The sequence below is a fragment of the Azospirillum sp. TSH64 genome (assembly GCF_003116035.1).
In the GTDB taxonomy this organism is placed as follows: Bacteria; Pseudomonadota; Alphaproteobacteria; order Azospirillales; family Azospirillaceae; genus Azospirillum.
In genome coordinates this window covers 7,499,027-7,523,403 of record NZ_LGQW01000015.1, presented here as the reverse complement: position 1 = coordinate 7,523,403, position 24,377 = coordinate 7,499,027, and the positions used below count along the sequence as shown (strand labels likewise).

Here is a 24,377-nt window from a genome sequence, read left to right as displayed (position 1 = left end):
CACGGAGTTGTCAGCGCAGGGGCGTGTCGAAGATATGCGCCTCGCCCTCGACATGGATGCGGACGCGGCTGCCGATCCTCGGCAAATCCAGGCTGGAATGGCGCAGGAGCAGCGGGTTGCGCTGCCCCGGCACAGTGCCGAGCGCCACCGCGACCTTGCAGACGGAGCCGCCGAACTCGACGTCGATGACCCGCCCCCAGCTTTCCACACCGCTCTCCCCGGCGTTCGGTGGGACGTTCGGCGGGGCATCGCGGTCGTCGACCACCAGCCGGAGCTGCTCGGGGCGCAGCATGATCTCGGCCGCGCCGCGCCGGGAACCGGCGCTCACTGCCAGCCGGCCGAGACTGCAGCTCGCCCAGCCGTTTTCGACGTCCGCCGGCAGGATGATCGCATCGCCGAGGAACGCCGCCGTCTCGCGGTCGCGCGGCCGCCGGTACAGCTCCTGGGGCGAGCCGACCTGCGTCAAGCGGCCTTCGCGCATCACCGCCACCTGATCGGCGAAGGACAGCGCTTCGGCCTGGTCGTGGGTGACGAGGATCGTCGCGATCCCGGCTTCGCAGAGCACCCGGGCGACGGTGCGGCGCAGGGAGTCGCGCAAGCCGGTGTCGAGCGCCGAGAAGGGCTCGTCCAGCAGCATCAGCGCCGGCTTGCGGGCGAGCGCGCGGGCGAGCGCGACGCGCTGCTGCTGGCCGCCGGACAGTTCGTGCGGCCGGCGCTCCAGCATCTGCGGATCGAGTTCCACCGCATCCAGCAGTTCGAGGATGCGGCTCCGCCGGCCGGCATCGCCGCGCTCCAGCCCGAAGCCGATGTTGTCGGCGATGCTGAGATGGGGGAACAGCGCGCCGTCCTGCGGCACATAGCCGATGCCGCGACGGTGGGCCGGCACGATTCCGGCGCCATCCACCAGCGGGTGCCCGTCGAGCAGGATACGGCCGCTGTCGGCGGACTCGAAGCCGGCGACGATGCGCAGAAGCGTGGTCTTTCCCGAGCCGGAACGTCCGACGATGGCGGTGCGGCTGCCGGCATGCACCGAGAGGTCGACATCCTCCAGCGCCACCGCGTTGCCATACCGTTTTCCCAGTCCCTGAACCTGAAGGAAGCTCATCGTCCGGCGGCCCGTTTCGATTGGATGTGGAGAAGGATCGTCATCGGCAGCGATGCGGCGACCATCATCACCGCATAGGGGGCAGCCCCCGCATAGTCGATCTCGCTGGTCAGCGACCAGAATTCGGTGGCCAGCGTGCGCGTGCCGCTGGGGGCGAGCATCAGGGTCGCCGTCAGCTCGTTGGTGATGCCGAGCGCCACCATCGCCATGCTGGCCGCCGCACCGGGCGCGGCGAGCCGGAAGGTGATCTGGCGCACCGCCTGCAACGGCGTGCGGCCCAGCGCCATGGCCGCCCGCTCCAGCTCGACCGGCGCCTGGGCGAGGCTGGCCCGCAGCCCGACCAGGGCCCGCGGCAGGAACAGCAGCAGGTAGGCCAGCAGCACCGTGCCGACGGTTTGGTAGAGCGGCAGCGCGACCCGCACGGTGATCGTCACCAGCGACAAGGCGACGACCACCCCTGGCAGCGAGCCGACATAGTAATGGCAGGCTTCCAGAAGACGCTGGAGCCGGCCGGGCGCACGCACCGACAGCCAGGCCATCGGTGCGGCGGCCAGCGTGGTCAGCAGCGCGCCGGCCAGCGCCAGGGCGACGGTCTGGACGATGGCGCCGCCGATGTCGGCGCCCTGCCAGATGCGGGAACCGCCGATGGCCAGCCAGCGGCCGAGCGTCAGCAGCGGGACGCCGAGCGAGAGTGCGGCGAACAGCAGCGGGATCAGCAGGCAAGGCAGGGTCGCGCGGCCGAGTTCGACCGGTGCCGCCCGTCTTGCGGCGCCGCTGCCGACACGGGCGTAGCGTTCGTGGCCGCGCAGCAGCACCTCGCCGCCCATCAGCCCCATGCAGAGCAGCACGAGCACGCCGGCCAGCATATTCGCCGCCGGGCCGTTGTAGGCCGACTGGAACTGGTCGACGATGGCGGTGGTGAAGGTGTCGAACTGGATCATGACGTAGAGGCCGTATTCGGCCAGCAGATGCAGGCCGATCAGCAGCGAACCGCCGCAGACGGCCAGCCGCAGCTGGGGCAGCACCACCGTCAGGAAAACCCGCCATGGTCCGTGGCCGAGCGAGGCGGCGACGTCCTCCATCGTCGGATCGAGCCGGCGCAGCTGGGCGGCGACCGGCAAATAGAGGAATGGGGAGTAGGCGAGCACCGAGACCAGCACCGCTGCCGCCAGCCCGTGCAGGCCGGGGGCGACGGTGACCCAGGCATAGCTGTGGACGAAGGCGGGGACCGCCAGCGGCGCCACCGCCAGCCAGGCCCAGAACCGCCGTCCCGGCAGGTCGGAGCGCTCGGTCAACCAAGCCAGCGTGACCGCCACCAGGATGGAAAGCGGCAGGGTCAGCAGCACCAGCAGCAGCGTGTTCACCAGCAGCTCGCCGACCCGGCGGCGGAACACCAGCTCGACCACCGTGTCCCATCCGGTCTGGAAGGTGATCCAGACGACGAAGGCGAGCGGCATCAGCGCAAGCGCCGCGACCACAGAGGTGACGGCCAGGACCGGCAGTGCCGCCTGCTTGGGACGGCGTGCGGTGACGAGGGAGGCCGCGGCATGAAGCGTGGGGCGGTCGCGGTCCGCCTGCGGCTGGGAAGAGTGTGGGTGAAGAGCGATGACGGTGAACTCCGGAACCGGCTCCGGGTCCGTCCGGATGGACGGGCCTGAACTGCCGCCGCCCGCGGGTTCGATGCCGCGGGCGACGGCAGATTGGATTACAGCAGGCCGGCCGCAGTCATCAAGTCGGTGACGGCCTTGTTGTTGAGAGCCTCCGGCTTGACCTTCGGCGCCTGCAGCTTGTCCAGCGGCTCCAGCTTGGCATTGGACGCGATGCCGCCGGCGACGGCGTATTCATAGGAATCGCCGTCACGCAGCACTTCCTGCCCGCCCTTGCCGGTCAGGAACTTCACGAAGGCCTCGGCCTCGCGCTTGTTCTTGCTGGATGCCAGCATGCCGGCGCCGGAGATGCTGACGAAGGCGCCGGGATCGCCGTTGCGGAAATAGTGCAGGGCGACGTTCTTGCTGTTCTCGCCGCCGGTGCGGGCCTGATCGCCAATGTAGTAATAATGGTAGATCACCGCGCCCTCGACCTCGCCGGCATTCACCGCCTTCATGGCGACGCTGTTGCCGCGGTAGGGCTTGGCGTTCTCCTTCATCGCCTTCAGCCAGGAGGCGGTGGCCGCCTCGCCTTTCAGCTGGAGGAGCGCGCCGACGATGGCCTGGAAGTCGGCACCGGCGGGCGAGGCGGCCCAGCGGCCCTTCCACTCCGGGTTGGCGAGGTCGAGCAGCGATTTCGGCAGCTTGTCCTGCGTCAGCTTGCCGGTGTTGTAGGCGAAGACGGTGGAGCGGGCGGCGATGCCGACCCAATGGCCGTTGGCCGGGCGGAAGCTCTCGGGCACCGGGGCCAGCGTCTCGGCGCCGAGCGGCGCGAACAGCCCGGCATTGTCGACCAGGGCCATCGCCGGCGAATTCTCCGTCAGGAACACGTCGGCGGGGGAGGCGGCGCCCTCCTGCACGATCTGGTTCCCAAGCTCCATGTCGCTGCCGTTGCGCACGGTCACCTTGATGCCGGTCTCGCGGGTGAAGCGCTCCACCCACTCCTTGGTCAGGCTGGCGTGCTGGGCGTTGTAGACCGTGATGCCATCGGCACTCGGCGTCGCCTGGGTGGGGGCCGTCTGCGCCGAGGCGGTGCCGGTGAGGGCCACGACCGGCAGGGCGGCGAGAGCGGAGGCAAGGGCGAGCGACCGGACGAACCGGGAGCGGGAGATCTTCATTCCAACCTCTTCTTCGGACAGGCCGGGCCTCGAGGGACCAAGCCATCGCTGCCTTTTAGTCCCTCCCGCTACTTGTTGCAACTTGTTCTCATTCGCGTAAACTTGTCCAACGACTGGCTTTTTCGTCGATCCAACCACCTTGACGCGCGCGTCACGTCTCCATACGCTTCCGCACCGTCGATGCCGCAGGAATGCGGGTTGAACAGGGCTGGCAAATAAGACGCTGAAAAGCAAAGAGGGCCGCTCCATCGCAGGCGGCCCTCTTTTAATTTTCGGTGCCAACTTCGAGGGGAGGGGGGAGCATGGCGGGCGCCAAGTTCCTGAAGTTCGACACGCAGAGCCTGCATGCGGGGCAGAAGCCCGATCCGGCCACCGGGGCACGGGCGGTTCCGATCCACCTGACCTCCTCCTACGTCTTCAGCGACGTCGATCAGGCGGCGGCGCTCTTCAACCTGGAGCGGCCCGGCCACATCTATTCGCGCATCTCCAACCCCACCGTCGCGGTGCTGGAGGAGCGGCTGGCGACGCTGGAAGGCGGGGTGGGCGCGGTCTGCACCGCCAGCGGACAGGCGGCGCTGACGCTCGCCATCATGACGCTGATGGGGGCGGGCGGGCACATCGTCGCCTCATCCTCCATTTATGGCGGCAGCCGCAATCTGCTGGCCTATACCCTGCCGCGCTTCGGCATCACCACGACCTTCGTCCACCCGCGCGACTTCGACGGCATCCGCGCCGCGATCCGTGATGAGACCCGGCTGGTCTTCGGCGAGGTGCTGGGCAATCCGGGGCTGGAGGTGCTGGACGTGCCGAAGGTCGCGGCCATCGCCCACGAGGCCGGGATCCCGCTGCTGATCGACTCGACCTTCACCACCCCCTATCTCTGCCGGCCTTTCGAGCATGGCGCCGATCTGGTCATGCATTCCTGCACCAAGTGGCTGAGCGGGCATGGCACCGCCATCGGCGGTGTGGTGATCGACGGCGGCCGCTTCGACTGGGAGGCGTCGGGCAAGTTCCCGACCCTGACCGAGCCCTATGCCGGCTATCACGGCATCGATTTCGCCGAGGAATACGGCCCGGCCGCCTTCATCGTCCGTGCCCGTGCCGAGGGTTTGCGCGACTTCGGCGCCTGCATGAGCCCGATGAACGCCTTCCAGATCCTGCAGGGCGTGGAGACGCTGCCGCTGCGGATGAAGTGCCACATCCACAACGCCCGCAAGGTCGTCTGCTTCCTGGAAGGGGAGCTGAATTCGGAGAAGGGGGCGGTCGCCTGGGTCTCCTACCCGGAACTGGTCGATCATCCCGACCATGCTCTGGCCGCCCGGCTGCTGCCGCATGGCGCCGGTTCGATCATCTCCTTCGGCATCCGGGCCGGCGCGCAGGGCGGCGGCCGCGAGGCCGGACGGCGCTTCATCGAGTCGCTGACGCTGTTCTCGCACCTCGCCAATGTCGGCGACGCCAAGTCGCTGGTGATCCATCCGGCCAGCACCACCCACGCCCAGCTCGATGCCGAGGCGCTCAAGGCCTCCGGGGTGGGGGAGGACATGATCCGCCTGTCCATCGGGCTGGAGGATTGCGAAGACCTGATCGACGATCTGAAGCAGGCGCTGCGCGCCGCCACCAAGGGCTGAGGGCCGCGCCATGCAGCTGACCGTCAACGGAAACCCCGTCTTCATCCACACCGGCGGCCGGGACATCGACCCCGCCCGTCCGGCTGTCGTGCTGATCCACGGCGCCGGCATGGACCACAGCGTGTGGAGCCTGCAAAGCCGCTATCTCGCCCACCATGGCCGCTCCGTCCTGGCGGTCGATCTGCCCGGCCATGGCCGTTCCGGCGGCGGGCCGCTGGACAGCATCGCCGCCATCGCCGACTGGGTGATCGCCCTGCTGGACGCCGCCGGGCTGGAGCGGGCGGCGCTGGTCGGCCACTCCATGGGCGCGCTGGTGGCGCTGGACGCCGCCGCTCGCCATGGAGGCCGGGTCGAGGAGGTGGCACTGCTGGGCGTGGCGGAGCGGATGCCGGTCCATCCGGACCTGCTGGCCGCGGCCCATGCCGGCGAACAGTCGGCCATCGAGATGGTGATCGGCTGGGGCTCCGGCCCGCGCGGCCATGGCGGTGCCCAGGGCGGCGGCTGCCCGACGCCGGGGCTGGCGCTGATCCCCGGCGGGCGCCGGCTGATGGCTTCGGTGCGTCCGGGCGTGCTGGGCGTCGACCTCGCCGCCTGCAACGACTATGGGCAGGGGGCCGATGCCGCGGCGATGGTTGCCTGTCCGGCGCTGTTCCTGCTGGGGGCGCTCGACAAGATGACCCCGGCGAAGGCCGGACGGTCGCTGGCGGCCCGCGTCAAGACATCGCAGGTCGTCGTCCTGCCGCAGACCGGGCATATGGTGATGACCGAGTCCCCCGATTCGGTGCTGGAAGCCTTGGCTTCCTTCCTGTCCCTGCGGCGGGGATAGGGGTTTCAACGCGGAAATCATGCACCCGGAGTGGGGTTGATCCTGACATGAACCGTTAACGCCCACTGATTACCCTGCGGACGGCGGGATCGAGCGCAATCCCGCTGTCCGCATCAGGGTCGGGGGTGTCGTCTTGCAGGATGGCCTGTCCAGGGAACTCAGGATCGGCGGCCTGTTCCAGGATCGCCGCGAGCTTGTCGCTGTGCTGTCGCCGGACGGGCGCGTGCGCCACATCGGCGAGTCCGCGGGCGACCTGCTGGGCTATCCGCCGAAGGCGCTGGCCGGCGCATCGCTCGGCGAGCATATCCACCCCGACGATGTGGAGGAGGCGCAGCACAGGCTGCAACTCCGTGTGAACGCTCCGGCGGGCAGCAGCGGCCGCGCCGTTTTCCGCTTCCGCCATGCCGATGGCGGCTGGCGCTGGCTGGAGGTCACCACCCGCAACGAGCTGGCCGACCCGGCCATCGGCGGGCTGGTGCTGAACATCCGCGACATTAGCGACCACATCGCCCTGTCGGAGCGGCTGCGCGCCAGCGAGGCGCGTTACCGCATCCTGGCGGAGGCGGTGCCGGTCGGCATTCTGCAGGCCGATTCCACAGGGCAGGTGCAGTTCGCCAATGCCCGTCTGGCCGGGATCACCGGGCTGGAGCCCGACCGGCTGCTCTGCAGGGGCTGGCTCGATGCCGTACATCCGGAGGACCGGGAGCGGGTGGCGGCGGATTGGCGGCTGGACTCGGGCTGCGATGCCGCGACGACCGATTTCCGCTTCCACGATCCGGACGGGACGGGGGCCGACCGCCGGGTGCTGTGCCAGCGCATCCGCCTGGAGGATGGCGGCACCATCGCCACCATCACCGACGTCAGCGAATATGTCCTCACCGCCAACGCGCTCCGCCTGTCGGAGGCGCGCAACGAGGCGGTTCTCGACACCGCCGCCGATGCGATCCTGACCGTCGACGAGGCGGGCGTGCTGCTCAGCTTCAACCGTGCGGCGGAGGCGATGTTCGGCGTTGCGGCGGGCGACCTGCTGTGGCGCCCGCTCGACCGCCTGATCCCGCTGGCCGATTTGAGGGAGGAGGGCGGCATCCGGCTGGAGTTCGCTCCCGGCCAGACCACCGCCCTGGTCGCCCGTGACCGTGCGGCGGAGGCGGAACGTGCCGACGGCACCCGCTTTCCTGTCGAGTTGTCGGTCAGCGCCAGCGAGGTGGAGGGGCGGCGGCTCTACACCGCCATTCTTCGCGACGTGACCGAGCGTCGGCGGGTCGAAGCCGAGCTTCTGGCCGCCAAAGAGGCGGCGGAGGCCGGGGACCAAGCGAAATCGACCTTCATCGCGACGATGAGCCACGAGTTGCGCACCCCGCTGAATGCGGTGATCGGCTTCTCCCAACTGTTGGAGACGCAAGCCGGGACTGCCGCGGCGGGCGGGCGGCAGAATGACTTAATGGCTGACTGCGTCGGGGCGATCCGGCAGGCCGGCGAACAACTTCTGGCGATCATCGACGACATCCTCGACATGGCGCGCGTCGATGCCGGCGGGTTGTCGCTGGTCGAAGGATCGGTGAACCTGTCGGCGTTGATCGAGCGCGCGGTGGCGGATCTGCGCTTCCATGCGACCCGTCAGGGCGTGATGGTCGAGGTGATGGCCGATGGCGACCTGCCGCCGATTCGCGGCGACGACCGCCGCCTCGGGCAGGCCTTGGGGAACCTGCTGTCCAACGCCATCAAGTTCAGCCATCCGGGTGGTCCGGTCAGCCTTTCCGCCGGGCTCGCCGCCGATGGTTGGGTGGAGCTGTCGGTGTGCGACCGTGGCGTCGGCATGCGGCAGGAGGACGTCGCGAAGGCGCTCACCCCCTTCGGCCAGATCGACCAGACCGTCACCCGCCGTCACGAAGGCATCGGTCTCGGCCTGCCGCTGGCGCTGCGTCTGGTGGAGGCGCATGGCGGCACGCTGACGTTGGACAGCGCGCCGGGGCAGGGCTGCACCGCCACCATCCGGCTGCCGCCCTCGCGCATCATGACCATCGCGGAGTTGCTGGCGTCGATGTCCTGATCTGGCCTGTGCCGCCCGGATGTGCCAGAAGCTGTCGCGGGATGTCCGCCTTGTCGGCGGACGGTTTCGGAAAGGCAGGTGTGCGATGGCGGATCGGAACGGTGTCAGGGACGCGGTGGTGCTGGTCAGCGGCGGGCTCGACTCGACGACGGTGCTCGCCATCGCCAAGGCCGAGGGCTACCGGGTCAATGCGCTCAGCTTCCGTTACGGCCAGCGCCATTCGGTGGAGCTGGAAGCGGCGCGGCGGGTGGTCGCGGCGATGGGGGTGGAGCGGCATGTGATCGCCGACATCGACCTGCGCGCCTTCGGCGGCTCGGCCCTGACCGACTCCATCGCCGTGCCGAAGCACGACAGCACCGCCGATCTGCAGGCCGGGCTGGGCGAGGGCATCCCCGTCACCTATGTCCCGGCGCGCAACACCGTCTTCCTGTCCTTTGCGCTGGCCTGGGCGGAGACGCTGGGAGCATCCGACCTGTTCATCGGCGTCAATGCGCTGGATTACTCCGGCTATCCCGACTGCCGGCCCGAATACATCGCGGCGTTTGAAACACTCGCCAACCTCGCCACCAAGGCCGGGGTCGAAGGCACCAGCCGCTTCAGGATCCATGCACCGCTGATGACGCTGGACAAGGCCGCCATCGTCCGCCGCGGGCTGGAGCTGGGGGTGGACTACAGCCTCACCCACTCCTGCTACGATCCGACGCCGGAGGGGTTGTCCTGTGGCGCCTGTGACAGCTGCCTGCTGCGTCTCAAGGGCTTTTCCGAAGCCGGAATGACCGATCCGATCCGTTACGATACCGGAATGAATGCGTAACAGAAGAGATCGTTTCGCGATCGGTTCTTATATCCAGGCCGTCACTTCCAGGGCATCTCGGTCCACAGGCTGCGGAACTCGCCGTCCAGCTGCATCAACTCGGCGGTGAAGGCGTCGGGGCCGACGATGCGCAGCGGCTGGAAGGTCTCGCGCGCCTTGGCCTGGAATTCCGGATCCATGGCGGCCTTGGTGATCGCCTCGATCAGGGGGCGGCGGATCTCCGGCGGCAGGCCTTTCGGAGCACCGATGCCGCGCATCGACACCATGTCGATGGCATAGCCCTGCTCGCGGAAGGTCGGCAGGTCGGGTGCCATGTCCCAGCGCGATCGGCTCATCACGCCCAGCATCCGCACCGGATCGCCACCGGCGAGTCCACGCAGCCCCTCGCCCAGATTCTGGTCGCAGATCTGGATGTGCTGGCCCAGCATCGCCCGGTAATTCTCGGCGCTGCCGGGAAAGGGCACATGGGTGAGGTGAACCCCGGCCTGCCGTTCCAGCAGGAGCATGGCGAGATGGTCGTCGGAGCCGATGCCGGTCGAACCGACGGTGAGAGCGCGGGGATTGGCCTTGGCCTGTGCGACCACGTCTGCGACCGAGCGGAACGGGCTGTCGGCGCGGACGGTCATCACGCCGGGGTCGTCGACGATGTTCACCAGCGGATCCAGCCGATCCAGGCCGTAGCGCGCCTGCCGTTCGATCGGGATGGTGATGAGGTTCGGCGTGTTGATGAAGCCGATGGTGTAGCCGTCGGGCACGGCGTCGGCGATGGCGGCGAAGCCGATTTCCCCGCCGGCGCCGGGACGGTTCAGGATGACGATCCGGGCGCCTCCCAGATACCGCTCGATGTAGGGCGCCAGCATGCGGGCCGTCACGTCGGTCGATCCGCCGGCCCCATAGGCCACGATCATGGTGATCGGCTTCTCCGGATAGGCGGCCTGCGCCATCGGGGCGGCCGCAGCGCACAGAACCAGCGCCGCGAGTGCCGTGCCGAAAAGGGATGCGGCACGGCCGCCGGCCATGCGCAGTAATCGGGTCGCTGCTGTCATCGCTCCATCCCTTCTTTCGTGCCGATGGGGCCGGCGCCGGCTCCGCTCGCCTCGGCACCCGCATCCACACGCCGTCGCTTGTGCGTGTATTGACTAAATTTATTGATATCGAAAAGGGTGTCTCCGCGCGAAATGCCGCGGATAAAGTTTGAAAATTTCCTTTTATCGCGAATTAAAGCGCGCAACGTCATGCATATGACACTCGACGGAGATGCGCTGCGCGACGATAATGCAACCCGCGGATTCGGGTGCCGAGGGTTCGGAACGGCCAGTGTGGACTGCGCCCGGTTGGGCGCGGGCCCGCTCCCTCCCGTGCCCCTCGTCCGATGAACTCGTTCCACGAAGCGAGAGCGCTGCACCCGGCCTACTCGCCGTCGCGTGCCTGAGAGAGCGGACATCCATCCAATGACACATACCCTGAGATCGCCACGGCCGGCTGCCTTCCGGCTGAGATCGCCCCAGGACCTGGCGGCCGGGCTGCTGCTCGCCGCCATCGCACTCGGCGGCCTGTGGCTGGCGCGCAATTGGGAGGCCGGGTCGCTGGCCCTGATGCAGGCCGGCTTCTTCCCGCGGCTCGTCTGCTATTTCCTGCTGTTGTCGGGGCTCGCGACGATGTTTCGCGCCCTGACCGCCGATGCGCCGGCGGCATTGGCCTGGGCATGGAGGCCGTCGGTCGCCATCACCGTCGCGGTGGTGGCCTTCGCCGCCCTGCTCGACAAGCTGGGACTGGTGCTCGCCATCCTGGCGCTGATCGGGATCGGCGGGCTGGCCGGCCGGCCGCTGCGCCCGGGTCCCTTCACCGCATTGTGGGCCACGCTGGCCTCCGCCTGCGTCGCCATCTTCTCCTGGGGACTGGGCCTGCCGCTCCAGATCTGGCCATGATGGACGTCTTCGCCAATCTCTGGCTCGGGCTGGGCGTGTCGGTCGAGCCGATGAACCTGCTCTACTGCTTCCTCGGCGCCCTGATCGGCACGCTGATCGGCGTTCTGCCGGGGCTGGGGCCGACGGCGACGGTGGCGCTGTTGCTGCCGATCACTTTCTACCTGCCACCGGTCGGCGCGCTGATCATGCTGGCCGGCATCTTCTACGGCGCCCAGTATGGCGGCTCGACCACCGCCATCCTGGTGAAGCTGCCGGGCGAATCCTCGTCCGTCATGACCTGCCTGGACGGCAACGCCATGGCGCGCCAGGGCCGCGGCGGCGTGGCGCTGGCGACCGCGGCACTGGCCTCGCTGTTCGCCGGCATCGTCACCACGCTGGTCATCGCCGTCGCCGGTCCGCCGCTTGCCGGGGTGGCGCTGGCCTTCGGTCCGTCGGAATATGTCGCGCTGATGCTGGTCGGGCTGATCGGTGCGGTGATCCTCGCCCACGGCTCCGTCGTCAAGGCGGTGGCGATGATCCTGATCGGGTTGCTGCTGTCGATGGTCGGCACCGACGTCAATTCCGGCCAGATGCGCTTCACCTTCGACATCCCGCAGCTTTACGACGGGCTGGACTTCGTGCCGCTCGCCATGGGGCTGTTCGGTCTGGCCGACATCATCATCAACCTGGAGGAGACGGAGGGGCGCGGCATCGAACCGTCGCCGATCCATCGGTTGTGGCCGAGCTGGCAGGACTTCAAGGACGCCTGGCCGGCCGCTGTGCGCGGCACGGCTCTCGGCGCCTTCCTCGGCATCCTGCCCGGCGGCGGGGCGACGCTGAGCGCCTTTTCCTCCTACGCGCTGGAAAAGAAGGTGGCGCGCGATCCGTCCGCCTTCGGCAAGGGCGCCATCCAGGGCGTCGCCGGACCGGAGGCCGCCAACAATGCCGGCGCCCAGGCCAGCTTCATCCCAATGCTCAGCCTCGGCATTCCGTCCAACGCGGTGATGGCGCTGATGATCGGCGCGATGATGATCCACGGCATCACACCGGGCCCGCAGATCATGACCAAGCAGCCCGACCTGTTCTGGGGCATGATCGCCAGCATGCTGGTCGGCAACATCATGCTGGTGGTGCTGAACCTGCCGCTGATCGGCATCTGGGTGCGGCTGTTGCGCGTTCCCTACGCCTACCTGTTTCCCGCCATCCTGGTCTTCTGCTGCATCGGCACCTACAGCCTGCGCAACGACGTCTTCGACGTGGTGATGATGGCCGGCTTCGGCCTGTTCGGGTATGTGCTGAAAAAGCTGGACTGCGAACCGGCGCCGCTGCTGCTCGGCTTCGTCCTCGGCCCGCTGCTGGAGGAGAATCTCAGCCGGGCGATGCTGCTGTCGCATGGCGACCTGGGCATCTTCGTGTCCCGGCCGATCAGCGCCGGCCTGATGGCGGTGGCCGCCGGCCTGCTGGCCCTGATCCTGCTGCCGGCCTTCCGCCGCCAGCGCGAGGTGGCCTTCAAGGAGTAAGCGTCGCCTCTGCGGGGTGAGTCCTGCGGCAATCCGCTGCGGGACTCGTCTCTTGCCGAACAAGATAAAATTTTATATAAAAGCATATCGATTGTTGGGAATGGTGAGGGAGCGCATCATGGCCGCCACCGCCTGGATGGGACAGCGTCTGCCCGGCCGTGCCGCTCAGGCGGTACTCCGCGCACATCGCCGGGCCAATGCCCGCAAACGCGTCTGGTCCCGCGACATCGCCCGCCTGATGCTGGTCGCCTCCATCCTCGTCCTGGGCGTGCTGGCGGTGGAGATCGGGCGCAAGGCCGTCACCATCCTCAGTCACAACACCGTCCAGCAGTCCGTCGAGATCACCGGTTAGGGTCAGGGCAGGATCACCACATAGCGCTTTGTGGTAGCCGCGATCACCGTCCAGCTTCCCTGGAATCCCGGTTCGATGACGAAACGGTCCCCGGCCTTCAAGGTCCATGACCGGCCATCGTCATGGGCGACGACGCTTTCGCCTTCCAGAATCTCGCAATATTCCCACTCGTCATAGACGATGCGCCAGGAGCCGGGCGTCGACCGCCATGTGCCGGCGAACCGCTTGCCATCGGGCGACTCGTAGCCGTTCCAACTGGTGAAGACCGGCGCGCCCGACAGGATGCGCTCGGCTGCCGGTGCGCCCGTTTCGGGGGTGATGCCGTCGAGGTCGGCCAGGAGCGACAGGGGGATGGGCAGGGTCATCGTCAGGGCTCCTTACCAGTCGGCCAGCAATGCCGGCAAGTCGCGAACCGACTCCAGCCGGCGGTAATGTTCATCCGGCACCTCGGCCTCTTCATGGGCCCAGGTGATGGCATAGGGGATATGGACGGCATGGGCGCCGGTCGCCAGCACCGGCAGGATGTCGGAACGCACCGAGTTGCCGACCATCAGGAAGCGGGCCGGGTCGATGCCGTGGCGGTCCATCACCCGGCGGTAGGTGGCCGGGTCCTTCTCGCTGACGATCTCCACCGCCTGGAACAGGTCCGACAGACCGGAGCGCGCGATCTTGCTTTCCTGGTCGAACAGGTCGCCCTTGGTGATCAGCACCAGCCGGTGACGGCCGGCCAGCGTTTCCACCACTTCCTTCACGCCGGGCAGCAACTCCACCGGATGCTCCAGCATCGCCTTGCCGAAGTCGATCAGGCTCTGCAGGTCGCGGGCGGGGACATGGCCGTCGGTGACTGCGATCGCCGTCTCGATCATCGACAGCACGAAGCCCTTGATGCCATAGCCATAGACCCCGAGGTTCGCCCGCTCCGCCTCCAGCAGGCGGCGGTCCAGGTCGGTCGGGTCGGCGGCGTGGGCCAGCAGGGCGCGGAAGCGGTCCTGCGTCATCGAAAACAGCGATTCATTGTGCCAGAGCGTGTCGTCGCCATCGAAGCCGATGGTTTCGAACTGCTGGCCGGCGGGGGTGCCGGCGGGGCTGGGGTTGCTGCTCATGAGCCTGTCCACTGGTCTGCTGGATTGATCCGTAAGTAAAACAATACATCGCCCAAGTCGGTCTGCCTTGTCCAGCGGGTGCCGGTGTGGGGGTCCTTTATTGTCAGTCTGGCGAACGGTAAGTATCCGCAATGACGAATTTGCCACAGATCGGTGACATTCCATGGTGAGTTCTTCGCTGCCTGCAAAGCGGGCATGTTGCCGTCGGGGGTGGCAACATGGCTCAAAGAAGCATAATTATATTTCCACACAAGGAGGACGTGATCGCCGACCGGCGGACCCTCCAAAACAAGACATCTCAGGAATCTCCATCATGGCAACCCTTCTGCACTCGGCCGAGACCGGCCACGCCAACACCACCTTCGGCCATGTCGTCGAAATCGCCTCGAACCTGCTGGGCCTGTGGCGCCAGCGCGTCGTCACCCGCCGCGAGCTGGGCTATCTGGACGACCGTATGCTCCAGGACATCGGCTTCAGCCGCCTGGATGCCGAGCGCGAGATGTCGAAGCCGTTCTGGCGCGAATGAGCGCCTGTACGCCGGCCGGCGAACGCACTGAAAAAGGCCGCTTCCGTTGATCGGAGGCGGCCTTTTTCTTTGCCCGATGCTTAGGCGTGCTCAAAAAATAAGCTGCACAAAAAATCGCCGGCTGGAAAAGAGAAAGCCCGCCGCCGGGTGAACCGGCAGGCGGGCTTTCTCTTGGTGGACTGAAGCGGGGCAGGGCAACCCCCCGCCCGTATCCTCAGATGCAGTAGTGCTTGAGCGGCTCGAAGCCGTTGAAGCAGACGGCCGAGTAGGTCGTGGTGTAGGCGCCGGTGGCGTGGATGCGCACGCGGTCGCCGGACTTCAGGCCCATCGGCATCTTGTAGTCGGCACGCTCGTACAGCACGTCGGCGCTGTCGCAGGTCGGGCCGGCGAGGATCACCGCCTCGCGGTCCTCATCCTGCTCGTCGCCCAGCACCTCGATCGGGTACTGGATCGCCTCGTCCATCGTCTCGGCCAGACCGCCGAACTTGCCGATGTCCAGGTAGACCCAGCGCTTGGGATCCTCGGCCGACTTGCGCGACACCAGGACCACTTCGCTCTCGATGATGCCGGCGCTGCCGACCATGCCGCGGCCCGGCTCCACGATGGTCTCCGGCAGGTGGTTGCCGAAGTGGGTGCGCAGCGAGTCGAAGATCGCCTGGCCGTAGGCGGTGCATTCCGGCACGTCGGTGCGGTAACGGGTCGGGAAGCCGCCGCCCAGGTTGATCATGCCCAGGTCGACGCCCAGCACCTCAAGCTCGCGGAACAGCTGCGCCACCTGGAAGATTGCGTGGTCCCACTGCATCAGGTCCTTCTGCTGCGAGCCGACATGGAACGACACGCCATAGGGCTGCACGTTCATGTCGCGGGCCTTCAGCAGCAGCTCGCGCGCCATCGGCAGGTCGCAGCCAAACTTGCGCGACAGCGGCCATTCGGCGCCTTCGCCCGAGGTCAGGATGCGGCAGAACACACGGGCGCCGGGGGCGGCACGCTCGATCTTCTCCAGTTCCGGCTCGCTGTCGAAGGCGAACAGGCGCACGCCCAGCTCGAAGGCGCGGCGGACGTCGCTCTCCTTCTTGATGGTGTTGCCGAAGGAGATGCGGTCCGGGGTGGCGCCGGCAGCCAGCGCCATCTGGATTTCCGGGACCGAGGCGCAGTCGAAGGCCGAGCCGAGACGGGCCAGCAGGCTGAGGATTTCCGCGGCCGGGTTCGCCTTCACCGCATAGAAGATGCGGGCGTCGGGCAGGGCGTCGTGCAGATCGTTGTAGTTCTGCTCGACGACATCCAGGTCGATGACGAGACAAGGGGTCTGCGGGCGCTGCTCTTCGAAAAAGCGCGCAATCTTCTGGGTCATCTCAGTCTCCTGGGACGCAAGATGATGGAACGGAAAGGGCGAAGTCGGGGGGAACGGAGCGGCCGAGCGGGCCGATCAGCAACTGAAAAAGCTGATCAGGCGCTCAAGCCGCCAATACTGGATTTCCCCGTACAGAACCCTGTTCTGTCCGTATGGTCCAGGAGCGGCAAATTTCGGAGACGGGTGAGCACGCGCCCACCCACAACAACATCAACCATCGTAACCTCCAAGTCGCCGCCTTGTTTAAGGGACGGTCGGGGATCACGCGTTACGTCGTTGCATAACCACATCTCGGAGACGCCGAGGGGCGGGCCAGCGGCACGTGCGCTTGCGAGTTCGCGTTACATAGATCCAACGCGAACGATTGCAAAGTGAAAAATGCCGTCTGCCCCAAAAAAGTGGCAGACCGTTGGGAGGGCAGAAAAACCGGAGCGATTTCATGGGCTTGACCAGTGTTCTGACTGCCGAGGAAATCGGGCTGCGGCTGCTGGCGGCGGCCATTTGCGGCGCTTTGCTTGGACTCGACCGCGAGATGCGGGGCAAGGCGGCGGGGTTGCGCACGCATACGCTGATATCCATCAGCTGTGCGCTGACCACGCTGGTTGCATTGGAGCTTTACGCCGGGCTGCAGGCGACGGGGGACGAACGGCCGAGCGATCCCGTCCGCGTCATCCAGGGCGTCGCCCAGGCGGTCGGCTTCATCAGTGCCGGCGTGATGTTCCGCTCGGGCGACAGCGTGCGCGGGGCGACCACCGCTGCGGTGATCTGGGTGGCCGGCGCGCTGGGGATCGCCTGCGGCGCCGGATATTACATGCTGGCGGGGATGACGCTGGGCCTGTGCCTGCTGGTGACGATCCTGTTCACCATCCTGCTGGATCGCTTCCCGCAGTTGGGCAAAGAGGACGGCGACGATGCCGGGAAGGCTCGGAAGCGCCGCGGCACCTCCCGCCATTCCTCCCGTCACTCCGCCGATCAGGGCCGGATCAGGCGGATTGCCCGCTCGTCGCCGCGGGGATGACCAGCAGCCGGTGCGCCAGCAACGCCCCCAGGGCGACCAGCCCGATGGCCCCCATCATCGGCAGGGCGGTGCCGTCGTTCATGTGGCCGACGACGATGCCGATGACCGCGGCGATGGCCATCTGCGCGAAGCCCAGCAGCGAGGAGGCCAGCCCGGCCATGGTGGCGTAGGGACCGACGGCGTTGGCGCTGGCGTTCGGCAGGGTCAGCCCGGTGCCCAGGATGAACAGGAAGACCGGCACCACGATGGCCAGCAGGTGCAGCACCCCGGCCAGCGCCAGCGCCCCGCCGACCAGCCCGCCGCCCATCGACAGCAGCGTGCCGATCCGGATCATCCTTGGCCCCCCCAGCCGCGGCGTCAGCCGCCCGGCCAGGAAGGTGCCGAGCATGTAGCCCAGCACCACCGCGCCGAAGCTGGCGCCATACTGGGCCGGCGTCAGGTGCATCTGCTCGATCAGCACGAAGGACGAGCCTGAGATGAAGGAGAAGATGCCGCTGTAGGAGAAGGCGACCACCAGCACATAGCCGAGGAAGCCGCGGTTGCGCAGCAGGAGCAGGTAGTTCGCCGCCAGCCGGCTCGGTCTCAGGGCGTCCTCGTCGCGATGTGCGTTGGTCTCGCCCAGCATCGACCACACGGCGGCAAGGATGCAGCAGGCGAAGACGGTCAGCAGCACGAAGTTGGCGCGCCAGCCGAACCATTCCGTCAGCACCCCGCCCAGCATCGGCCCCACCGCCGGGGCCAACGCCATCGCCATCGACATATAGGCCAGCACCGTCGCCGCCCGGTCGCGCCCGAACACGTCGCGCACCACCGCGCGCGCCACCACCGGGCCGCAGCAGGCGCCCAGCGCCTGGAAGAAGCGGGCGGCGATCAGCGCATCGATGCTGCTGGTCATCGCGCAGACGGCGCTGGCCGCCAGATAGATCGTCACCCCCACCAGCAGGGTGGGGCGCCGGCCGAACCGGTCCGACATCGGGCCATAGACCAGCTGCGACACCGCGAAGCCGACCAGGAAGATCGACAGGGTCAGCTGCACCGTGGCGACGTCGGTGCCGAACACCCGCACCAGCGTCGGCAGCGACGGCAGATACAGGTCGGTGGACAGCGGGCCGAAGGCGACCAGCGCCGTCAGCAGGATGCGGATGGTCAGGGAGTCTGGACGGGGCATGGAGGTTCGGGACGGCTTGCGGCGGGAAGCGGGGACGGGGCGGCACTGTATCAGATGAAACCACCGCCGCCAGTGCGGATCGCCGCCCGCCTGTTCAAGCCTGCTGCGCGTTCATCCCGGCCGGTTGGCCGGCAGCGTCATGCGGATGCAGCGTGACAGCACGGTGTTGCCGGTCATCTCGCGGTAGTTCTGGATGATGATCGGCTCGGCCGCCTTGCATTGCTCCATGCTGGCGAACTCCAGGGTGGTCGGGCCGCCCTGGTTCAGCATGAACAGCAGCATCAGGACCCGTTCCATCCAATTCCCCTCCCGGTCAGCCGGCCGCCAGCACGGCGCGGGCGGCGGCGGCATCCTGCACGATCTGGTCCTTCAACGCACCGAAGCTGGGGAACTTCATCTCCGGCCGCAGGAAGTCGATCATCTGGACCCGCAGATGCAGATCGTACAGGTCGAGATCGACATCGAACAGGTGGGCCTCCAGCCGCGCCACCGTGCCGTCCACGGTGGGGCGGGCGCCGAGATTGGCGACGCCCGGCAGCCAGACCGTCTCACCGGCGCGGTCGATGCCGGCGCGCACCGCATAGACGCCGAAGGCCGGGCGCAGATACTCGCCCAGCTCGATGTTGGCGGTGGGGAAGCCGATGGTGCGGCCGCGCTGGTCGCCATGGACGACACGTCCCTCGATCTCCCACGGATGGCCCAGCACATGGGCGGCCTCGCGCGGCCGGCCGGCGGTCAGCGCGTCGCGCACGCGGGTGGAGGAATAGACGCCGCCCTGCTCGTCGGACACCGGCCCGACCTCGGTCACGCCGAAGCCCTGGGTGCGCCCGGCCTGCAGCAGGAAGGCGGGATCCCCCGACCGCTTGTGCCCGAACAGGAAGTCGTAGCCGCAGACGACATGCCGCACGCCCAGCCCGCCGACCAGGATTTCGTCGACGAAGGCCTGCGCGGTCTTGTGGCGGAAGCCGTCGTCGAAATGGCAGACGATCAGCTGGTCGACGCCCAGCGCCTCGATGTGGCGGGTCTTGACGCGGAAGGGCGTCAGGCGGAAGGGCGGGTCGTCGGGACGGAAGACGCTGCGCGGGTGCGGCTCGAAGGTGACGACGGCGGACGGCACCCTCAATTCCGCGGCGAGGCGTTGGGCGGTGCCGATGACCGTCTGATGCCCGCGATGGACGCCGTCGAAATTGCCGAGCGCCACGACGGCGCCCCGCTCTTCGGCCGGCAGGTCGGCGGTGTGTCTGTACAGTCGCATGCGCGCCCCGGTGCTGTGGGCGGACCCCGGCGGGTCCGCTTGCTCGGGCGTCTATATAGACCGACGCCGGCGCGGGGTAAACGCGCCGGCGTGTTTTACGCTCGCAGACAGGCCGATTGGCCCTATGCGATCAGCCGCGGGACGGAACCATCAGCAGCGCTTCGCCTTCGACCACCACGGTCTCGCCGACGGTGCAGACGGTCTTGATGACGCAGCGGCGCTTTTCCGGGATCAGTTCGGTGACGGTGGCGCGGGCGGTGACGGTGTCGCCGGCGCGGACCGGCGCCTTGAACTTCAGGGTCTGGCTCATGTAGATGCAGCCCGGCCCCGGCAGCTTGGTGCCGAGAACGGCCGAGATGAAGCCGACCGTCAGCATGCCGTGGGCGATGCGGCCCTGGAACATGGTGGTCGCGGCATATTCCTGGTTGATGTGGACCGGGTTGGTGTCGCCGGAAATGCCCGCGAACAGGACGATGTCGGCTTCCGTCACCGTCTTGGCGAAGCTGGCCGTCATGCCGACGGACAGGTCTTCGATGCAGTAGCCTTCGGTATCCTTGCGGACCTGACGCACGTCGTCCATCGCAGCAATTCCTCTTTCTCTCGGTGCCTGTTCCGGCATCTGACGCCCGGGCGCCGTGCCGTTCGCTGCAATGCGTCATGTGCACCGCAGCGATGGGAATGGCACCACGTCTCCTCCAAAAATGCAAAAAAATCTCTAACGTCCTGCGCAAGTTGGCGAGGACGCCGGCCGCTCCGTCCGGCAGGCTTTGCGTCAATGGAAGCCGGAACGACGGTAAAGGATTACTTACAAACCAAGGTAATGCAGGAGAAATCACGCCGGATCATGGACTTATCATAAAAGCCCGAGCCGCTCCGACCGATATGGCGCCATGGATGCGACTGTTTCGCCACCGTCTGGAGCGTCGGTGGCGAAGTCCTGTTCTTTTCAACGGTTTGACCGTATGGTGACGGTTGGTTTGGCGATGCAATATAATAAGGGTGGCAGGCGCGGCGAATCGGAAGCCCTTTTCGCCGCGCCGCAGCATTACTTGCCGGAGCCGGAGTGCGACACTGTGTCGCTTCTGCTCCCGCCGGAATTTCCGCTGTTCCGGTTGCCCTCGCCCTGGGCGACCTGATTGCCGGGGGTCAGCTGGTCGACCTTCTCCTCGACCTTTTCGCGGGCGGTGTCGGTCGGCTGTTCCGACGGCTTGACCTCGACCTTCACCGGGGCGGTGCCGTCCTCGATCATGTCCAGCTTCTTGGCGGCGGAGCGCGACAGGTCGATCACGCGGCCGTCGACATAGGGGCCGCGGTCGTTGACGATGACGTCGACGCTCTTGCCGTTCTCCTGATTGGTGACGGTGGCCTTGGAACCCAGCGGCAGGGTGCGCGAGGCGGCGGTCGCCTTGTTCTGGTTCATCGTTTCGCCGTTCGCCGTGGTGCGGCCATGGAACTTCTGGCTGTAGAAGGACGCTTCCCCCTTGTGGACGAGGATCTCCTCGCCATCCTCATGCTCTACATGCACGGGCGGAACCTTGGCCTTCCCGTTCGCCAGCACCGGGACGGCAGTCCCGCACAGGGTCGCGGCGGTCAGCGCCAGGACGATAATGCGTGTTGTCTTCATCGGTACACCTCCAACGGCGGACCAACGCCATTCAAGGAAAAGAGTTCCCTCGCAGGAGTGGGACAAGACATCGCCACTATTTCTGGTTTCTTATATCTTGACGAATTCGGAGTGGGTTGCCCTCGGGGGCGCCCCTCCGGTCCACAACACAACGGTCAGGGGAGAAAGCATGGCCGATGATGCCGCCTGGACTGCATTCGAATTTGCGGCGGATCACCTCGCCAATGGTGTGTCCGCCCCGGCTGAGATGCGTCAGGTGACGATGCCCGACGGGGCTCGGCTGCGCGTGGCCGTCTGGCCGATGCCGGAGCGGGCCCGCGGCACGGCGCTGGTGCTGACCGGCCGGGCGGAGTTCATCGAGAAATATGCCGAAACCACCGAGGCGCTGACCGCCCGCGGTTTCCGCGTCGTGGCGGTCGACTGGCGCAACCAGGGCCTGTCCGACCGGCCTTTGCCCAACCGGCAGATCCATCACCTGACAGATTTCGCGACCCTGGTGGACGATCTCGACGAAATCCATCGGCAGGTGGTGGCGCCGGTCGCGGCGGAGACGGGCGGGCCGGTGATCCTGCTGGCCCATTCGATGGGCGGGCTGGTGGCGACTCTGGCGCTTGTCCGCCATGCCGCCGACGATCCGGACCGCTACGCCGCCGTCCTGCTGGCGGCGCCGATGTATGCCATCCACAGCGGGCCGCTGCCGCGCTGGCTGGTGCGGGTGCTCGCCAGCCTTGGGCTCGCCTGCGGCTGGGGCGCGCGCTATGCGCTGGGGCAGGGCGATTACGATCCGGCCGATGGGCGCTTCAGCCTGGACAACAAGATCACCGCCGACCCGCGGCGGTATGCCGCCTACCATGGACCTTTTGCCGAGCGGCCGGAGCTGCGCGTCGGCGGTGTCAGCTTCGCCTGGGTCGCCGCCGCCCTGGATGCGGAGGATGCGCTGCGCCACGTCCTGCCGCTGGAGCGGGTTCGCACGCCGGTGCTGCTGCTGAGCGCGCCGGAGGACCGGGTGGTGCGGGCGGAGGCCCACAGCATGGTGGCCGCCCGCCTCGGCAACGCCCATCTCGTCGGCTATCCCGGCGCGCGGCACGAGGTGCTGATGGAATGCGACGCCATCCGCGACCGGGTGTGGGCGGACATCGACGCCTTTCTCGACAGGACCCTCGGCAAGGGGGCCGGGCACAAGACACTTGCGCCGGCCGGCGGCTCTGTCGTCCGATAGGCGCCTTCAGGACCAAAGGTGCCCAGCAGCATGACCGATTTCTGGACGGCGTCCGGTTTCCACCTGTTGACCCGCGACGCCGACAACCATCTGGCGGTGACGCCCGATTTTCTGCGCGCCTACCTGCTCCGGCCCGAGATGCGTCCGCCGGAGGAGGCCTGCGACGCCGAGCGCACGCTGCACGCCGCCCTGCTGGACGATCCGGCGCGCGTCGTGCCGGCGCCGCTGCTCGACGCCATCGCCGATGCGGACGCACGGGAGAATTTCCAGGTCTGGCTGGCCTTCCGCGACCGGTTGCTCGCCGCCGGGACGCTGGAGGGCTGCTACATCCGCCTGTTCCGCGAGGGTGCCCGCGGCGTGCCCGGCCTGTTCATCGACCAGCTGGTCCACGCCATCCTGCGCGGCATCCTCGACGAAACGCCGTCCGGACTGCGGGCGCGGGCGGGGGAGCTGTTCTTCCGCGAGCAGACGGTGTCGGTGGAGGACGGCCGCGTCCGCGTCGCCGATGCCGAGACTGTGGAGACGATGGCGGCGTCCGGCGGCTTCGGCTCGCTCGGCCGCCTCGTCGTGGAGGCCGGCACCACCCCGCGCAGCGTCGAGCTGGACATTCTGGACGAGACAAACCACCCGCTCTACTGGGGACGCGACGGCCGCCACGACACGGTGCTGGACATCACCTTCGCCGCTGCCGGGCTGGACGCGCTGGCCCGCGTGCTGGAGGCCTGGGTCGGGCATTTCCTGGGCGTGACCGTCAGAATCCAGCCGGTGCAGACCATCCGCGACGACCGCTGGGTCTGGCATGTCGGGCTGGACAGCGCAGCATCCGCGATCCTCAACGACCTGTACAACGGGGTCGAGGTGGGGGAGGAGCGGCTGGCCCGCATCCTCGCCCTGTTCCGCCTGGACTTCGCCGATCCCGCCGCCATGCGCCCCGACCTTGCCGACCGGCCGGTCTATCTGGGGCTGGCGATGACGGAAGCGCGGCGGCTGACGCTGAAGCCGCAGAACCTGCTGGTGAACCTGCCGCTGGCCTCGGTGGCGTGAGGGAGACATGAGGGGGGCGTCGGCTCCCCTCAGTCGCCCAGCAGGGCGCCGACCGGTTTCAGCGGTTCGTGGGCGTCGAACAGGATCTTCAGGATCGCCAGGATCGGCACGGCCAGCAGCGCTCCCGGAATGCCCCAGAGCCAGCCCCAGAACAGGATCGACACGAACACTGCGATGGGGTTCAGCGACAGACGGCGGCCGACGATCATCGGAGTGAGGAAATTGCCCTCGATGGTCGTCAGCGCCACGAAGGACAGCGGCGGCAGGATGATGGTGCCGAGGCTGTCGAAGGTCAGGACCGACACCAGGAAGAGCACGCCGGTCATCACCGCCGGGCCGATGAAGGGGATGTAGTTGGCCAGCGCCACCATCACCCCCCACAGCGCCGGGTTGGGCAATCCCCACAGCCACATCAGCAGGCCGGTCGCCAGCCCCAGGATGGTATTGATGGCCGTGATGGTCAGCAGATAGGCGGCGATATTCTGCTGCAGTGTCGCCGCGACCATGGCGTAATGCACCCGGTCGTCGATGTTGCGCATGGTGCCGATCAGCGCCTCCAGCGAATGCCGGCCGCGGGCGAGAAAGAAGTAGAGCAGCACCAGCAGGATCACGACATTGGCCAGCACCGTTTCGACCTGGCTGACCGCCTGTTCCATCAGCGTCGGGCCGCGCACCACCACCTCGCGCACCGGTCCGGCCTCGTTGCCGGTCTCCTTGGTGATCTGTTCGATCTGGCGCGACGCTTCGCGGGCGCGGTCGATGCCGGCGCGGATGTCGCCGAGCTTGAACTCCAGCTCGTGCATGACCCGCGGCATGCGGTTGACCCATTCCGCCGCCGGGCCCGACAGGGTGTAGACCGCCAGCAGCACCCCGCTGAACAGCGATAGCACCATGATGGCGGCGCCGATGCCTTCCGGCACGCGGACGCGGTAGAGCGCGCGGACCAGCGGCCGCAGCAGGAAACTCAGGATCAGCGCCAGCATGATCGGCAGCAGCACGTCGCGCCCGAAATACAGCGCGAACAGCAGGGCGATGACGAACAGGCCGACGGTTGCGATGGTTTGCGGATTGCGGCGATGGCCGGGCGGGGGCACGGGCTCTGT

25 protein-coding genes are annotated in these 24,377 nt (G+C 67.7%); 11 read left to right on the top strand and 14 right to left on the bottom strand.

The genetic code is table 11. The annotated features are described in order from the left end of the window. Positions 1–10: 10 nt before the first annotated feature. The 3 genes from TSH64_RS35005 to TSH64_RS34995 all read right to left on the bottom strand — a co-directional run bounded on the left by TSH64_RS35005 (position 11) and on the right by TSH64_RS34995 (position 3,869). The gene (locus TSH64_RS35005) at positions 11–1,105 is read right to left on the bottom strand and encodes an ABC transporter ATP-binding protein (RefSeq protein ID WP_109452159.1); all 1,095 of its coding nucleotides are present in this window, start codon (positions 1,103–1,105) and stop codon (positions 11–13) included. Then, a complete protein-coding gene (locus TSH64_RS35000; RefSeq protein ID WP_247873342.1) occupies positions 1,102–2,583 on the bottom strand; it encodes an iron ABC transporter permease in 1,482 nt (493 codons plus the stop codon). The genes TSH64_RS35005 and TSH64_RS35000 overlap by 4 nt, the downstream gene beginning before the upstream one ends. 227 nt (positions 2,584–2,810) lie before the next feature. Next, positions 2,811–3,869 carry an iron ABC transporter substrate-binding protein gene (locus TSH64_RS34995; RefSeq protein ID WP_109452157.1) on the bottom strand — a complete coding sequence of 353 codons (1,059 nt, stop codon included), beginning with the start codon at positions 3,867–3,869 and terminating at the stop codon, positions 2,811–2,813. A 302-nt stretch (positions 3,870–4,171) separates the two neighbouring features. Between TSH64_RS34995 and TSH64_RS34990 the strand changes: the two genes are divergently transcribed. The 4 genes from TSH64_RS34990 (at position 4,172) to queC (ending at position 9,187) form a co-directional block, all read left to right on the top strand. Then, the gene (locus tag TSH64_RS34990; protein WP_109452155.1) at positions 4,172–5,497 is read left to right on the top strand and encodes an O-acetylhomoserine aminocarboxypropyltransferase; all 1,326 of its coding nucleotides are present in this window, start codon (positions 4,172–4,174) and stop codon (positions 5,495–5,497) included. A 10-nt stretch (positions 5,498–5,507) separates the two neighbouring features. Continuing rightward, positions 5,508–6,323 carry an alpha/beta hydrolase gene (locus TSH64_RS34985; RefSeq protein WP_109452153.1) on the top strand — a complete coding sequence of 272 codons (816 nt, stop codon included), beginning with the start codon at positions 5,508–5,510 and terminating at the stop codon, positions 6,321–6,323. A 133-nt stretch (positions 6,324–6,456) separates the two neighbouring features. Continuing rightward, on the top strand, positions 6,457–8,373 hold the full coding sequence (locus TSH64_RS34980) for a PAS domain S-box protein (RefSeq protein ID WP_247873341.1): 1,917 nt from the start codon (positions 6,457–6,459) through the stop codon (positions 8,371–8,373). An 85-nt stretch (positions 8,374–8,458) separates the two neighbouring features. Then, entirely contained in the window at positions 8,459–9,187 is a 729-nt protein-coding gene (gene queC / locus TSH64_RS34975; RefSeq protein WP_109452151.1) for a 7-cyano-7-deazaguanine synthase QueC, read from the top strand. Positions 9,188–9,228: 41 nt separating this feature from the next. Here queC and TSH64_RS34970 read toward each other — a convergent pair whose 3' ends face one another. Next, a complete protein-coding gene (locus TSH64_RS34970; RefSeq protein WP_109452149.1) occupies positions 9,229–10,206 on the bottom strand; it encodes a tripartite tricarboxylate transporter substrate binding protein in 978 nt (325 codons plus the stop codon). A gap of 23 nt (positions 10,207–10,229) precedes the next feature. Continuing rightward, positions 10,230–10,424, bottom strand: a complete 195-nt coding sequence (locus tag TSH64_RS35495; RefSeq protein ID WP_146208108.1) for a hypothetical protein — start codon at positions 10,422–10,424, stop codon at positions 10,230–10,232. 214 nt (positions 10,425–10,638) lie between these two features. Between TSH64_RS35495 and TSH64_RS34965 the strand changes: the two genes are divergently transcribed. From TSH64_RS34965 to TSH64_RS34955, 3 genes are all read left to right on the top strand, one after another. After that, on the top strand, positions 10,639–11,115 hold the full coding sequence (locus tag TSH64_RS34965) for a tripartite tricarboxylate transporter TctB family protein (protein ID WP_109452147.1): 477 nt from the start codon (positions 10,639–10,641) through the stop codon (positions 11,113–11,115). Further along, positions 11,112–12,614 carry a tripartite tricarboxylate transporter permease gene (locus TSH64_RS34960; RefSeq protein WP_098740471.1) on the top strand — a complete coding sequence of 501 codons (1,503 nt, stop codon included), beginning with the start codon at positions 11,112–11,114 and terminating at the stop codon, positions 12,612–12,614. Before TSH64_RS34965 ends, TSH64_RS34960 begins: the two co-directional genes overlap by 4 nt. A 118-nt stretch (positions 12,615–12,732) precedes the next feature. Next, complete coding sequence (locus TSH64_RS34955; RefSeq protein ID WP_109452145.1) at positions 12,733–12,966, top strand: hypothetical protein; 234 nt, start codon at positions 12,733–12,735, stop codon at positions 12,964–12,966. Between the two features lie 2 nt (positions 12,967–12,968). On the opposite strand, the gene TSH64_RS34950 is transcribed toward TSH64_RS34955, so the two are convergent. Together TSH64_RS34950 and TSH64_RS34945 are read right to left on the bottom strand one after the other, a co-directional pair. Then, on the bottom strand, positions 12,969–13,331 hold the full coding sequence (locus tag TSH64_RS34950) for a cupin domain-containing protein (protein WP_109452143.1): 363 nt from the start codon (positions 13,329–13,331) through the stop codon (positions 12,969–12,971). A 12-nt stretch (positions 13,332–13,343) separates the two neighbouring features. Further along, positions 13,344–14,069 (bottom strand): HAD family hydrolase, encoded by a 726-nt coding sequence (locus TSH64_RS34945; RefSeq protein ID WP_109452141.1) that lies wholly within the window; start codon positions 14,067–14,069, stop codon positions 13,344–13,346. A 313-nt stretch (positions 14,070–14,382) separates the two neighbouring features. Between TSH64_RS34945 and TSH64_RS34940 the strand changes: the two genes are divergently transcribed. Continuing rightward, positions 14,383–14,595 (top strand): DUF1127 domain-containing protein, encoded by a 213-nt coding sequence (locus TSH64_RS34940; protein ID WP_098740467.1) that lies wholly within the window; start codon positions 14,383–14,385, stop codon positions 14,593–14,595. 214 nt (positions 14,596–14,809) lie between these two features. Here TSH64_RS34940 and TSH64_RS34935 read toward each other — a convergent pair whose 3' ends face one another. Next, positions 14,810–15,946: a type III PLP-dependent enzyme gene (locus tag TSH64_RS34935; protein ID WP_109452139.1), complete on the bottom strand. Its 1,137-nt coding sequence runs from the start codon at positions 15,944–15,946 to the stop codon at positions 14,810–14,812. Between the two features lie 439 nt (positions 15,947–16,385). Between TSH64_RS34935 and TSH64_RS34930 the strand changes: the two genes are divergently transcribed. Further along, complete coding sequence (locus TSH64_RS34930; protein WP_109452137.1) at positions 16,386–16,964, top strand: MgtC/SapB family protein; 579 nt, start codon at positions 16,386–16,388, stop codon at positions 16,962–16,964. Here TSH64_RS34930 and TSH64_RS34925 read toward each other — a convergent pair. The 5 genes from TSH64_RS34925 to TSH64_RS36710 form a co-directional block, all read right to left on the bottom strand. After that, positions 16,930–18,132 (bottom strand): multidrug effflux MFS transporter, encoded by a 1,203-nt coding sequence (locus tag TSH64_RS34925; protein ID WP_109452135.1) that lies wholly within the window; start codon positions 18,130–18,132, stop codon positions 16,930–16,932. The genes TSH64_RS34930 and TSH64_RS34925 overlap by 35 nt on opposite strands. A 111-nt stretch (positions 18,133–18,243) precedes the next feature. Then, a complete protein-coding gene (locus TSH64_RS34920; protein ID WP_109452133.1) occupies positions 18,244–18,429 on the bottom strand; it encodes a hypothetical protein in 186 nt (61 codons plus the stop codon). A gap of 16 nt (positions 18,430–18,445) precedes the next feature. Continuing rightward, positions 18,446–19,387 (bottom strand): bifunctional riboflavin kinase/FAD synthetase, encoded by a 942-nt coding sequence (locus TSH64_RS34915; protein ID WP_109452131.1) that lies wholly within the window; start codon positions 19,385–19,387, stop codon positions 18,446–18,448. A 130-nt stretch (positions 19,388–19,517) separates the two neighbouring features. Next, positions 19,518–19,967, bottom strand: a complete 450-nt coding sequence (locus tag TSH64_RS34910; RefSeq protein WP_042697280.1) for a MaoC family dehydratase — start codon at positions 19,965–19,967, stop codon at positions 19,518–19,520. 465 nt (positions 19,968–20,432) lie between these two features. Continuing rightward, positions 20,433–21,011 (bottom strand): septal ring lytic transglycosylase RlpA family protein, encoded by a 579-nt coding sequence (locus TSH64_RS36710; protein WP_109452129.1) that lies wholly within the window; start codon positions 21,009–21,011, stop codon positions 20,433–20,435. Positions 21,012–21,180: 169 nt separating this feature from the next. Here TSH64_RS36710 and TSH64_RS34900 point away from each other — a divergent pair, with 169 nt between their 5' ends. Further along, on the top strand, positions 21,181–22,230 hold the full coding sequence (locus tag TSH64_RS34900; protein WP_247873340.1) for an alpha/beta hydrolase: 1,050 nt from the start codon (positions 21,181–21,183) through the stop codon (positions 22,228–22,230). Between the two features lie 30 nt (positions 22,231–22,260). Further along, positions 22,261–23,274: a DUF6352 family protein gene (locus tag TSH64_RS34895; protein WP_109452127.1), complete on the top strand. Its 1,014-nt coding sequence runs from the start codon at positions 22,261–22,263 to the stop codon at positions 23,272–23,274. A 29-nt stretch (positions 23,275–23,303) separates the two neighbouring features. Here TSH64_RS34895 and TSH64_RS34890 read toward each other — a convergent pair whose 3' ends face one another. Beyond that, positions 23,304–24,368 carry an AI-2E family transporter gene (locus tag TSH64_RS34890; RefSeq protein WP_247873339.1) on the bottom strand — a complete coding sequence of 355 codons (1,065 nt, stop codon included), beginning with the start codon at positions 24,366–24,368 and terminating at the stop codon, positions 23,304–23,306. Positions 24,369–24,377: the final 9 nt, after the last annotated feature.

What these genes read in the sequence shown, in the direction of transcription:
- queC (WP_109452151.1), top strand. Translation starts at nt 8,459, where the DNA reads ATGGCGGATCGGAACGGTGTCAGGGACGCGGTGGTGCTGGTCAGCGGC.
- TSH64_RS34970 (WP_109452149.1), bottom strand. Translation starts at nt 10,206, where the DNA reads ATGGCCGGCGGCCGTGCCGCATCCCTTTTCGGCACGGCACTCGCGGCG.
- TSH64_RS34950 (WP_109452143.1), bottom strand. Translation starts at nt 13,331, where the DNA reads ATGACCCTGCCCATCCCCCTGTCGCTCCTGGCCGACCTCGACGGCATC.
- TSH64_RS34915 (WP_109452131.1), bottom strand. Translation starts at nt 19,387, where the DNA reads ATGCGACTGTACAGACACACCGCCGACCTGCCGGCCGAAGAGCGGGGC.
- TSH64_RS34935 (WP_109452139.1), bottom strand. Translation starts at nt 15,946, where the DNA reads ATGACCCAGAAGATTGCGCGCTTTTTCGAAGAGCAGCGCCCGCAGACC.
- TSH64_RS34995 (WP_109452157.1), bottom strand. Translation starts at nt 3,869, where the DNA reads ATGAAGATCTCCCGCTCCCGGTTCGTCCGGTCGCTCGCCCTTGCCTCC.
- TSH64_RS34920 (WP_109452133.1), bottom strand. Translation starts at nt 18,429, where the DNA reads ATGGAACGGGTCCTGATGCTGCTGTTCATGCTGAACCAGGGCGGCCCG.
- TSH64_RS34940 (WP_098740467.1), top strand. Translation starts at nt 14,383, where the DNA reads ATGGCAACCCTTCTGCACTCGGCCGAGACCGGCCACGCCAACACCACC.
- TSH64_RS35495 (WP_146208108.1), bottom strand. Translation starts at nt 10,424, where the DNA reads ATGACGTTGCGCGCTTTAATTCGCGATAAAAGGAAATTTTCAAACTTT.
- TSH64_RS34900 (WP_247873340.1), top strand. Translation starts at nt 21,181, where the DNA reads ATGGCCGATGATGCCGCCTGGACTGCATTCGAATTTGCGGCGGATCAC.
- TSH64_RS34990 (WP_109452155.1), top strand. Translation starts at nt 4,172, where the DNA reads ATGGCGGGCGCCAAGTTCCTGAAGTTCGACACGCAGAGCCTGCATGCG.
- TSH64_RS34965 (WP_109452147.1), top strand. Translation starts at nt 10,639, where the DNA reads ATGACACATACCCTGAGATCGCCACGGCCGGCTGCCTTCCGGCTGAGA.
- TSH64_RS34925 (WP_109452135.1), bottom strand. Translation starts at nt 18,132, where the DNA reads ATGCCCCGTCCAGACTCCCTGACCATCCGCATCCTGCTGACGGCGCTG.
- TSH64_RS36710 (WP_109452129.1), bottom strand. Translation starts at nt 21,011, where the DNA reads ATGAAGACAACACGCATTATCGTCCTGGCGCTGACCGCCGCGACCCTG.
- TSH64_RS34910 (WP_042697280.1), bottom strand. Translation starts at nt 19,967, where the DNA reads ATGGACGACGTGCGTCAGGTCCGCAAGGATACCGAAGGCTACTGCATC.
- TSH64_RS34930 (WP_109452137.1), top strand. Translation starts at nt 16,386, where the DNA reads ATGGGCTTGACCAGTGTTCTGACTGCCGAGGAAATCGGGCTGCGGCTG.
- TSH64_RS34985 (WP_109452153.1), top strand. Translation starts at nt 5,508, where the DNA reads ATGCAGCTGACCGTCAACGGAAACCCCGTCTTCATCCACACCGGCGGC.
- TSH64_RS34955 (WP_109452145.1), top strand. Translation starts at nt 12,733, where the DNA reads ATGGCCGCCACCGCCTGGATGGGACAGCGTCTGCCCGGCCGTGCCGCT.
- TSH64_RS34960 (WP_098740471.1), top strand. Translation starts at nt 11,112, where the DNA reads ATGATGGACGTCTTCGCCAATCTCTGGCTCGGGCTGGGCGTGTCGGTC.
- TSH64_RS35005 (WP_109452159.1), bottom strand. Translation starts at nt 1,105, where the DNA reads ATGAGCTTCCTTCAGGTTCAGGGACTGGGAAAACGGTATGGCAACGCG.
- TSH64_RS34945 (WP_109452141.1), bottom strand. Translation starts at nt 14,069, where the DNA reads ATGAGCAGCAACCCCAGCCCCGCCGGCACCCCCGCCGGCCAGCAGTTC.
- TSH64_RS34895 (WP_109452127.1), top strand. Translation starts at nt 22,261, where the DNA reads ATGACCGATTTCTGGACGGCGTCCGGTTTCCACCTGTTGACCCGCGAC.